Origin of the sequence: Asticcacaulis sp., assembly GCF_020217185.1 — a bacterium.
Taxonomy (GTDB): Bacteria; Pseudomonadota; Alphaproteobacteria; order Caulobacterales; family Caulobacteraceae; genus Asticcacaulis.
Window position 1 is genome coordinate 1 of the sequence record NZ_JAIWNX010000158.1, and the last position, 10,000, is coordinate 10,000.

A 10,000-nucleotide genomic window follows, 5' to 3' on the forward strand; every position below is an offset into this window, starting at 1 on the left:
CGCTCCTTAAAACGCGATGTCTTGCGTGGTGGTGCCCTTGACCTCAAAGGCGGCGTCGGCCCACGCCGCCGGGCCCATGCGGCCCTTGGCATTGTTGGAAAAGGCGAAGGGCTCGACCGGCATGCCGAAGGGGTTGGTGTCCATCTTGCCATTGCCATTGAGGTCGTGGAACATCTTCAGGCCGTACTGACCCGGTTCGACCTCGAAGGTGGCGCTGGCCGTGTCAGCGCTGACGGTGACCTGCTGGGCGGCGACGGGCTTGCCGCCCGTATAGGCCTCTTCACCCTTATAGAGGGCCACCATCAGTGTGCCCTTAGGCGTCAGTTTGGAAAACTGCACCGTCAGGGTTTCGGCGCTGGCGGGCAGGGCGAGAAGGCCCATCAGGGCGGTGACAAGAGCGGGTTTGAACATAAGAACCTCGGTTGGTTGCGTTGCGATGACCCCGGTGTAGGTCGGCCCGGCGGCGATGGGGCAAAAGATGCGCGAAAGGGGCCTTTGCCTACGTCAACGGACGGTCTGCCACTGGCGCTTCGTGAATGGCATTGGCCAAGTGACTGATTTATAAGCAATCGTCAGCGACGAAGCGCGAATGCCTTGACCCGCCGGGGGCGGCTTCTTATTTTAGCGGCATGGCCATTCGAGACATTATCACCGTACCCAATCCGCTGCTCAAGCAGGTGTCCAAACCCGTTGAAGGGGGCGTGACCGACGAACTGCGCGCCCTGATGGATGACATGCTGGAGACCATGTACGACGCGCCCGGCATCGGGCTGGCGGCGATCCAGATCGGTGAGCCGATCCGCGTTATCGTCATGGACCTTCAGGAACGCCCCGACGACCTTCCCGAAGACGCCCCGGCGCCGAAGCAGCCGCGTTACTTCGTCAATCCGGAAATCCTGTGGGCCTCGGACGAACTGTCCACCTATGATGAGGGCTGCCTGTCGGTGCCCGAAGTCTATGATGAGGTGAAGCGCCCGGCGCGCGTGCGCCTCAAATACCTGAACTATCAGGGCGAAGAGGTGATCGAAGAGTGCGATGGCCTCTATGCCACCTGCATCCAGCATGAGATGGACCACCTGAACGGCGTGTTGTTTATCGACCACCTGTCGAAGCTGAAACGCGACCGGGCGGTGACCAAGGTCAAGAAGCTCAAAAAAGTCGCCTGATAATCCGGGTTGCTGGCCGCTGCGTCGTTTTTCGATTGCATCGAAAAACACCTCTGAATAAAGCCAAGCCAGACCGAAGAACCGCTTCGAGGTCTGGCTTGTCGTTTTTGAGCCCGCAAAAACGTACTGAGCGAAGCGAAGACTTTTTGCGGAGATAGACCCATGCGTTTGGCCTTTATGGGCACCCCCGAATTTGCCGTGAAGGCTCTGGCCGAACTGGTCGCCGCCGGTCATGAGATCGTCTGCGTCTATTCGCAGCCGCCGGCACCCAAGGGGCGGGGGCAGGTGCTGACCCCGTCGCCGGTGCACGCCTTTGCCGATAGCCTCGGCCTGCCGGTGCGCACCCCGAAGTCGATGAAGTCGGCTGAGGCGATTGCCGAATTTCAGGCGCTGGACATCGACGCGGCCATCGTTGTCGCCTATGGCCAGATTCTGAAGCGCGAGGTGCTGGAGCATCCGCCGCTCGGCTGTTTCAACCTCCATGCCTCGCTATTGCCGCGCTGGCGCGGGGCGGCGCCGATCCAACGCGCCATCATGACCGGAGACACCCATACGGGCGTGCAGGTGATGCGCATGTCCGAGGGGCTGGACGAAGGGCCGGTGATCCTGTCCGGCCGCGTCGAAATCACGGCGCAGGACACGGCCCAGACCCTTCACGACAAGCTGGCCGGGCTGGGGGCGTCGCTGCTACCCGTCGCCTTGGCCGCCATTGAGCGCAGCCAGCCGGAGGGCGAACCGCAGGTCGGTGAGGTCACCTACGCCAAAAAGATCACCTCGGAAGAGGCGCGAATCGACTGGAGCCGGCCGGCGCGCGAACTCGACTGGCACATCCGTGGCCTGTCGCCGTTTCCGGGGGCATGGACGATGCTGACGACGCCAAAGGGCGAGCAGCGCCTCAAGGTGCTGATGTCGCGCGTCGATGCGGCGGTGAGTGACGCTGCGCCGGGTACGCTGATCGGGCCGGGCCTGCGCCTGGCCACGGGCAACGGCGTGATCGAACTCCTGCGCGTGCAGCGCGAAGGCAAGGGCGCGCAGGACGCCACCGAATTCCTCAACGGCGCGGGCCTGAGCGCCGGGGACCGTCTGGGATGAGGCCTTTTCGATCATACTCCCCCAGCTTGCTGGCGGGTATAGCGCGGCGAAAGTATAGCTTTCGCAAGCGATGGGATGCGAAACCCACGGTTTCGCAGACGGTGGGGGGGGCGCCTCTCACGACAGCGCGTGCATGGCGTCAAATGGAAAGAACCCCCACCACCGCATCTCACCGCCTGAGGCGACTCGTGCGGTCCCCCTCCCCGGTAAACCGGGGAGGTATAAAGGTTTAGCATGCCGCGCTATTCCTGCCTCGTTGAATATGATGGCCGCCCGTACAAGGGGTTTCAGGCGCAGGATAACCTGCCCACCGTGCAGGGGTCGCTGGAGCGCGCCATTCTGGGCTTTTCCGGCGAAGCCCTGCGCATTACGGCGGCGGGGCGTACCGATACGGGCGTCCATGCGTCGGGTCAGGTGATCACGTTTGATCTGCCCAAGACCTACCGGCCCGATGTTGTGCGTGACGCCATGAACGCCTATCTGGTCCCCGAACCGATTGCCGTGCGCGAAGCGGCGATTGTCGATGACGACTTTTCGGCGCGCTTTTCGGCGACGGGGCGCATGTACCGCTATCGTATCCTCAACCGCCGGGCCCCGCCGGCGCTGGAGCAGGGGCGGGTGTGGCATGTCAAGAAGCCGCTGGATGCCGAGGTGATGGCCGAGGCCGCGCAACACCTGATCGGGCGGCATGATTTCACCACCTTCCGCGACACGGAGTGTCAGGCGGCGTCTCCCGTCAAGACGCTGGATATCGCGCGGGTGAAGCGGGTGGGGGAGGAGATTCACCTCGTCTTTGCCTCACGCTCCTTCCTGCATCGTCAGGTGCGTTCGATGACCGGCACGCTGGTCGAGGCCGGGATCGGTCGCTGGACGGTGGCCGATGTCAAGGCGGCCCTGGAGGCGCGCGACCGCCGTGCCTGCGGGCAGGTGGCCCCGCCGGAGGGCCTGTGCCTGACGCATGTGACCTTTGAGCCGGAACCGGATTTCGCAAGCCGCAGTTCGATATAAGTCTCCTCCCTAAACCGCAGGTTTGGGGAGGTGCCGAGCAAGCGAAGCGCGTCGAGGCGGAGGGGGCGACTCCCAAGGTTAGCGCGCGCTGAGAGGTTAGAGCGAAATGACTTTGAGTGGGATCGCCATTTCGCTCTAAATTCTTGTTTTGTCGCGATGTTTTTGCGGAAAACCGCTCACACTTTTGGCTTCGCCGAACTCCGTTTCCGCACATCGCTCTAGGCGTTGTCCCCCTCCGTCACTTCGCTGCGCTCAGCGCCACCTCCCCATCGCTGCGCGACAGGGAGGAGGGGTTAGGCGAACACTTTGAAATACTTGGCGATCAGCGCCGCATAGGTGTCGGTCAGGTCATAGAGGTCCTGTACCGGGGTCGCTTCATTGACCTGATGCATGGTCTGGCCCACCAGACCGAATTCCACCACCGGGCACAGGGCGCGGATAAAGCGCGCATCCGACGTGCCGCCGGTGGTTGACGGATCGGCCTCGACCTTCAGCACGTCCCGGATGGCGTCCTGAATGACATCGACGAACGGCCCGGCCTCGGTCAGGAAGGCCTCGCCGGATATAGCGGCCTTCACCTCGATCGTGGCACCGCTGCGTTCCGCCTGACGGGCGCAGACCTCCTCGATCCACGCCTGCAAGGAGGCGCCCGAATGAGTCGGGTTAAAGCGGATATTGATGCGCCCTGTCGCCGTTTGCGGGATCAGGTTGGTGGTCTTGTTCGCCACATCAAAGGTGGTGATTTCGAGATTGGACGGCAGGAAGCGCTCATAGCCCTCATCCAGCACGCGCCCGTCCAGTTCGGCCATGATGGCGACCAGCACCGGAATGGGGTTGAGGGCGCGCTGCGGGTAGGCGACGTGGCCCTGCTTGCCGGTAACCGTGATCGTAGCGTTGATCGAGCCGCGGCGGCCGACCTTGATCATGTCCCCCAGCACGGCCGAAGAGGTCGGTTCCCCCACGATGCAGTGGTCGATGACCTCGCCCGTTTGCCTCAGGTGTTCAACGACCTTTTTGGTGCCGTCCAGCGCCTCGCCTTCTTCGTCGCCGGTGATCAGGAAGGACAGCGAACCGGGCACGCTGTCAAAGCGCGACACGGCGGCGATCCACGCCGCAATGCCGCCCTTCATATCGACGGCCCCGCGCCCGGTCAGCACACCGTTTTCGATGGTCGCTGCAAACGGGTCCGAGCGCCAGCCATCAAGCGCGCCTTCGGGCACCACGTCCGTATGACCGGCAAAGCACAGGTTAGGCGAGGCCGTTCCGCGCCGCGCATAGAGGTTTTCGATCTCGCCGAACTTTAGCCGCACACAGGCAAAGCCGAGCGATTCCAGCGTCTGTTGCACGCGGTCCATCGCCCCGGCGTCCACCGGGGTCACGGACGGATGGTTGATCAGGGCCTTGGTCAATTCGACCGGATCGAGCGTGTTTTCGGGTATATTCGTCATGGCGCGTGGTGTAAGACGACTTTGCCGCGAACGAAAGTGAAATCATTCGCGGACCTATTTACCGGATATCGCCGTGACCCCTCCCGTTTCGCCTGAAATCGTTTCCGAGCCGCCGTCGCCGCCGGAATCGCAAAACCCGTTCCGCATACCCGCCTACCGCAACTTCTGGATCGCCCGCCTGTGTTCCGTGCTGGGCTTTTCGTCGCAAAGCGCGGTCATCGCCTGGCAGATCTATGAGACGGCGCGCAAGGATTCAGGCATCGGCGAGGCAGCACTCTATATCGGCCTGATGGGGCTGACGCAGTTTATCGCCATGTTCGCCTTTACGTTGCCGGCGGGGATCGTGGCCGACCGCTATGACCGCAAGAAGATCATGGGCTATACCATCGCGGCGCAGGCGGTGATTGCGCTGGGCTATATGGGGCTGTCGGCGCTGGATCATCCGCCGATTGCCGGACTCATTGCCCTATCCTTCTTTCTGGGGGCGTCGCGCGCCTTTATCGCTCCGGCCTCATCGGCGATCGGCCCCATGCTGGTACCCAAGGCGATTTTGCCGCGCGCCATCGCCTCCAACGCCCTGGCGTTTCAGATCGGCGGTATCTCCGGGGCGGCGGTCAGCGGCCTTCTGCTCAGCGTTTCGGCCATGTTCGCTTACGGCTTTTCGGCGGCGCTGTTTGTCATCGGCGGCGTGCTGATCGCCACGCTGAAGGCCGATACGCACCCCGTCAATGCGCCCGCCGGCTCCAAGATGGAGATGGTGCGCGAAGGCCTGATCTATATCTGGACCAACAAGATCGTCTTTGGCGCCCTGTCGCTCGATCTGGCGGCGGTGCTGCTGGGCGGGGCGACGGCGCTGCTGCCTATCTTTGCGCGCGATATTCTGCACGCTGGTGAAATCGGTTATGGCGCGCTCAGGGCCGCCCCGGCGGTCGGGGCCATGATGACGGCCCTGTGGCTGGCGCGGCGGCCTTTGAAGTACAAGGCCGGCAAGTGGATGTATGGCGGCGTGGCGGTGTTCGGCCTGATGACCATTATTTTCGGGCTTTCGACGAACATCTTCGTGTCAGTGGCAGCGCTGGCCGTGCTGGGCGCGGCGGATATGGTCAGCGTCTTTGTGCGCGGGACGCTGGTGCAGATCGTGACACCCGACCCCATGCGCGGGCGGGTGGCCTCGGTGTCCTACCTGTTTATCGGGGCGTCGAATGAGCTGGGCGAATTTGAAAGCGGTGTGGCGACGCGCCTTCTGGGGCCCATCGGCGCGGCCCTATTCGGCGGCATTGGCGCGATACTGGTGACCGGCGCGTGGATCAAGCTGTTTCCGAGGCTATATCGGGTGGACAAGCTGGAGTAGCGAGAAGCCTTGAAACGGGCGTCGCTTCTCTCAGCTCCCCTCAATCCGCCGCTGTGTTTTCGGGTTTTCAGGCCCGGAAAGGGAGGCTTGCACCATTTCCGGCGTTGTGTCTAGAGTCGGACACACGTTTGACGGGAGGTTGAGGTGGGGAGGAATATCGGTGATGGGGTGTTCCTTTTTGCGTTGTTATTACTGACAACTCATTTTGGTGTTGATTTTGAGCTGGCTTACCCAATGCTGGCTGATTACGACCCGATGGGCCTGTCGGTTATTGTTCCTATACTTTGCTTGGCGGCTCTGTTTGGAGGTCTTTGGTTCGGCTTGTCGCGTGAGTTTGCCGAAAATACGCAGTGGCTGCGATGGGCTGTGATGATTGCTTTCCCCATCTATGCCTGCTTTCGGGTCGGTGACTATCTGGACGAGGCTTACCTGCCAAGCGGATGGGTGATGGTTTCGCACTTCGTTTTTCCGGCGCTTCTGTGGGCGTGGCAGGTATGGTTGTGGAGGTCAAAAATTTCGATGGCTGCTCCTGTATCAGGGCTATTTGTAGCGCCAGATTACGCATACGAAGCCGGTGAGGTGGCGCGCCGAAAGCTGGCGGAATATGAGGCCCAGTGGAAGAGCGAGGGGCTGAGCGGAGATCAGAAGGCCGAAAACTTGAGAGCGATGATAGAGGGCGCAGAAGCCGGGTTTGAGGAAAGCGGTCTGACGCCTCTTGAAACTGATGCCATGCTGACGGTGCTGCGGCAAAGGTTGCACGAGCTTGAGTTGCTCAAATATTACAAAAACCGTGTTTAAAGGATAGCGCGATGATTTTAGCTGGAAACGACATTTCGCTATAGCGCCTCCCCTGATTTCAGGGGAGGTGCTTATACGATTCAGCTTAACCGCACTTGTTTCAGTCAACTTGCGCGACCAAGTCACTTAGGACAAGCGCACTAAAAAAGCCCGGCAGAACCGGGCTTTTTTTGTCTGTTACTGGCTGCCGCGGCTGGTGGACAGTGCCGGGCGCAGCGGGATGTTCTTGCGCTCCGTCTTGGCGACCAGCTTGTTGGCCGCGCCGGAGTCTTCGTACTTGTACGGCGTGGTCTTCATGGCCAGCGCCTGAGACGGCAGATTGTCCTGCGTGCGCTTGAGGTCGGCCATGGCGATCATGGTGTCCAGCTCGTGCTTGCGCGCCTTGAAGGCCACGAGGTCCTGACCGGCCAGAATGGTGCCCTGCGGCACCTTGGCGTCTTTCGGATTGATCGGGCGGTTCTTGTACCACACTTCGAAGTGCAGGTGCGGACCGGTCGAATTGCCGGTCGAGCCGACATAGCCGATCAGTTCGCCCTGCTTGACGCGCTGACCGGGGCGGACCTTGATCTGCGACATGTGAGCATAGCCGGTGGCCCAGTCATTATTGTGCGACACGCGCACCCAGCGCCCGTAGCCGCCCCACCACTTGGCATCGGCCACGACGCCGTCACCGGCGGCGTAGATGGGGGTGCCCGTACCGGCGGCAAAGTCGATGCCGGTGTGCATCTTCATAAAGCCCTGAATCGGGTGGCGACGCATACCAAAACCGGACGAGGTGCGGGCCGCCGCGACCGGTGTGGCCAGAAGGAAGCCTTTGATATTCTTGCCCGTATCGTCAAAGAATTGCGACTCTTTATCACCCTGACGCTTGTAGGAATAGAAGCGTGTGATGTGGCCCTTGGCGCTGATTTCGGCATAGAGCAGATTGCCGGATTCCACGACGCGGCCGCTTTCGGTGACCTTGCGGTCAAACACCAGCTTGAAGGTGTCGCCCGGCTGGATGTCGCGTTCAAAGTCGATCTTGTGCGCGAACAGCTTGAGCACCTGACCGGTGACGTTCGGCGTGGCGCCCAGCGCCGTGGCCGAGGTGATCAGCGAGCCGTCGATGGTGCCAATGGCGACACGGCGCTCATCGCGCACCGATTCTTCGAGCGCACGCAGGCGCATTGAACCGTCGTGGCTGGTGGTCAGGGTCAGTTGCTTGGCCGGGCCGGTGCGCACGGTCAGGCCCAGAAGCTGCGCCGGGGAACGGCCGTTTTCGGGGCGGGCAATGGCGGCCTGAAGGCTTAACCCCTTGCCAACATTGACCACATCAAAGGCCTGCGACAGCAGCGACACGGCGGCATTGGCCTCGGTCGAGGAGACGCCCGAGCGGGTCAGGGCCTGAGTGAGGGTTTCGCCGGCGCGCACCATGATCTGCACATTGACCGGCTGAGTGAAGCCCGGACGCGCGGCGGCTTCGGCCAGAGCGCGGGTTTCCAGCGCCAGGGTCGCACTGGGGTCAAGGGTCGGCAGCGTGCTGGGCAGCGGCTGATAAACGCGCCAGACCAGGGTGGCCACCGTCAGGGCGGTCGCAGAGACCAGCACCATCGGGGTCAGGCGCACAGGTTGGCGGCGAGGGTCGAGTTGAGCCATTACGATCCAAAAACGGTATACGAGGTTTACACAACGCGGGCTCTACTCAAAACGGAGCCGTTTTCTCCGCCGCCCAGTTAGCCTGTATCTCCCTGTTTCAGGGAATGTGCGCCTCGACAATATGCCGCAGGCGCGAATTTGAAAGTGTTAACGCCCCTGCATACGCCGAAATGGGGCGAAAATGAGGCGGCGGCCGCCTCACATATCGCCGTTTTCCGGTCGAAGGGACACAAAAGGACCTGTCCCAATTAGAGGTCGAAGGTTAATATCCGGCTTAAACCGGCCCTTTCAGGGCGCATTTATGGGTTTTTTACGACAGGGGACGCCATGAGGCGGGTGAGGTGCTGACGCTATCACTTTGCGTAACGCGCGACCAAAAAACGCACCGGGTGGCCGATAAAGGGGCCGTAATGTTCCGGATACGGTAAGAAAAAGAATCGGTTATGCGCCGTTTTTTTAAGAGTTGCGTGCCATAATGCTGCCCTGAACCTTTTGTCCAACCGTTGATCCCGTGAGAGCTTGATCCGTTGCGCACCCACATTCTGACCGATGCGCCTGAGGATGGAGGTGAGCTGTTGTTTCCTGTGCGGCTGCCGCCCCAGTCGAGTTTTACCCGTGCGGTCAGCAACGGAAACGACGCCCCTGCGCCGCGCCCGAAAGGCGGCGGTGGGGGCGGCCAAAGGGGCGGCACCGCCTCTGGCGGACCGGGGGGTCCGGGTAAACGCAAGCGCTATCTGAAGGCGGGCGGCTGGCTGCTGCTGACCCTGTGGGGCGCGGCGGCGGTGGGTGTCATCGCCTATGCGGCGCGTAAGGACATTGCCCGCGAAGTGGCGCAAGGGTGGCTGCGTTCCAACGATATCCCGTCTGAGCTGCGCATCGACAGCTTAAGTCTGGACCATGTGTCCGGCCGCATCGTGCTGGGTGAAGCTGGGCGGCCCGACCTGAAGATCGAACGCTTCGACATTGATTATGAGCTGAACCTGTGGCGGCTGGGGCAGCCGCTCACGCGCGTCAAACGCATCCATCTGGTCAAGCCGGAGCTGAGCTTTTCCTATGATAAAAAAGGGCTGGGCTTCGGGCGTCTGGACCGGCTGCTGAAAGGCGGCGGCGGGGGCGGGGGCGGCGGTCCCTTGCCGGAAGAGATTCTGGTCGAAGAGGCGCGCATCCGCGTGCGGACCGACTATGGCACAGTCGCGGCCACTGGCGGGCTCAGCCTGAAAGAGGGTCGCCTGCGGGCGCTGAATGCCACCCTGATCCCCGGCGCCCTGAACGGCTCCCAATTGCAGGGGCAGCTTTCCGACGGCCATATCCGCATTCAGGCCGAACCCGACGCCGATGCCGGTGAGGCCCTACGCATCGACGCCAACCTGTCTGCGGCGGAGTTGCTGTTCCCGGCGGCGCGCGCGCCCGATGCCGAACTGGGTGATCCGCTGCCGCGCCTGAGCGGCGTGCACGCCGACCTTGATCTGCGCCTGCCCTATCGTCGCCTGTCGGAGGGCGCG

Annotated in this window: 9 protein-coding genes; 6 read left to right on the forward strand and 3 right to left on the reverse strand. The window is 62.2% G+C overall.

Features of this window, described 5'->3' with window-relative positions; all coding sequences use genetic code 11:
- Nucleotides 1-6: 6 nt before the first annotated feature.
- Nucleotides 7-411: a DUF2141 domain-containing protein gene (locus tag LDL37_RS07840; protein ID WP_290796326.1), complete on the reverse strand. Its 405-nt coding sequence runs from the start codon at nucleotides 409-411 to the stop codon at nucleotides 7-9.
- A 218-nt stretch (nucleotides 412-629) separates the two neighbouring features.
- Here LDL37_RS07840 and def point away from each other — a divergent pair, with 218 nt between their 5' ends.
- The 3 genes from def (at nucleotide 630) to truA (ending at nucleotide 3,266) form a co-directional block, all read left to right on the forward strand.
- On the forward strand, nucleotides 630-1,166 hold the full coding sequence (gene def, locus LDL37_RS07845) for a peptide deformylase (protein WP_290796328.1): 537 nt from the start codon (nucleotides 630-632) through the stop codon (nucleotides 1,164-1,166).
- A 162-nt stretch (nucleotides 1,167-1,328) separates the two neighbouring features.
- Entirely contained in the window at nucleotides 1,329-2,258 is a 930-nt protein-coding gene (gene fmt, locus LDL37_RS07850) for a methionyl-tRNA formyltransferase (protein ID WP_290796331.1), read from the forward strand.
- 234 nt (nucleotides 2,259-2,492) lie between these two features.
- Nucleotides 2,493-3,266, forward strand: coding sequence for a tRNA pseudouridine(38-40) synthase TruA (truA, locus tag LDL37_RS07855; protein ID WP_290796334.1), 774 nt, complete (start codon nucleotides 2,493-2,495; stop codon nucleotides 3,264-3,266).
- A 293-nt stretch (nucleotides 3,267-3,559) separates the two neighbouring features.
- On the opposite strand, the gene dapE is transcribed toward truA, so the two are convergent.
- Nucleotides 3,560-4,714, reverse strand: a complete 1,155-nt coding sequence (gene dapE / locus LDL37_RS07860; protein ID WP_290796338.1) for a succinyl-diaminopimelate desuccinylase — start codon at nucleotides 4,712-4,714, stop codon at nucleotides 3,560-3,562.
- Nucleotides 4,715-4,787: 73 nt separating this feature from the next.
- Here dapE and LDL37_RS07865 point away from each other — a divergent pair, with 73 nt between their 5' ends.
- On the forward strand, nucleotides 4,788-6,065 hold the full coding sequence (locus LDL37_RS07865) for an MFS transporter (protein ID WP_290796341.1): 1,278 nt from the start codon (nucleotides 4,788-4,790) through the stop codon (nucleotides 6,063-6,065).
- A gap of 144 nt (nucleotides 6,066-6,209) precedes the next feature.
- Nucleotides 6,210-6,863 (forward strand): hypothetical protein, encoded by a 654-nt coding sequence (locus tag LDL37_RS07870; protein ID WP_290796344.1) that lies wholly within the window; start codon nucleotides 6,210-6,212, stop codon nucleotides 6,861-6,863.
- Nucleotides 6,864-7,040: 177 nt separating this feature from the next.
- On the opposite strand, the gene LDL37_RS07875 is transcribed toward LDL37_RS07870, so the two are convergent.
- On the reverse strand, nucleotides 7,041-8,498 hold the full coding sequence (locus LDL37_RS07875) for a M23 family metallopeptidase (protein WP_290796347.1): 1,458 nt from the start codon (nucleotides 8,496-8,498) through the stop codon (nucleotides 7,041-7,043).
- Nucleotides 8,499-9,025: 527 nt separating this feature from the next.
- Here LDL37_RS07875 and LDL37_RS07880 point away from each other — a divergent pair.
- Nucleotides 9,026-10,000, forward strand: a 975-nt coding sequence (locus LDL37_RS07880; RefSeq protein ID WP_290796350.1) for a hypothetical protein, incomplete at its 3' end; no start/stop codon positions are given.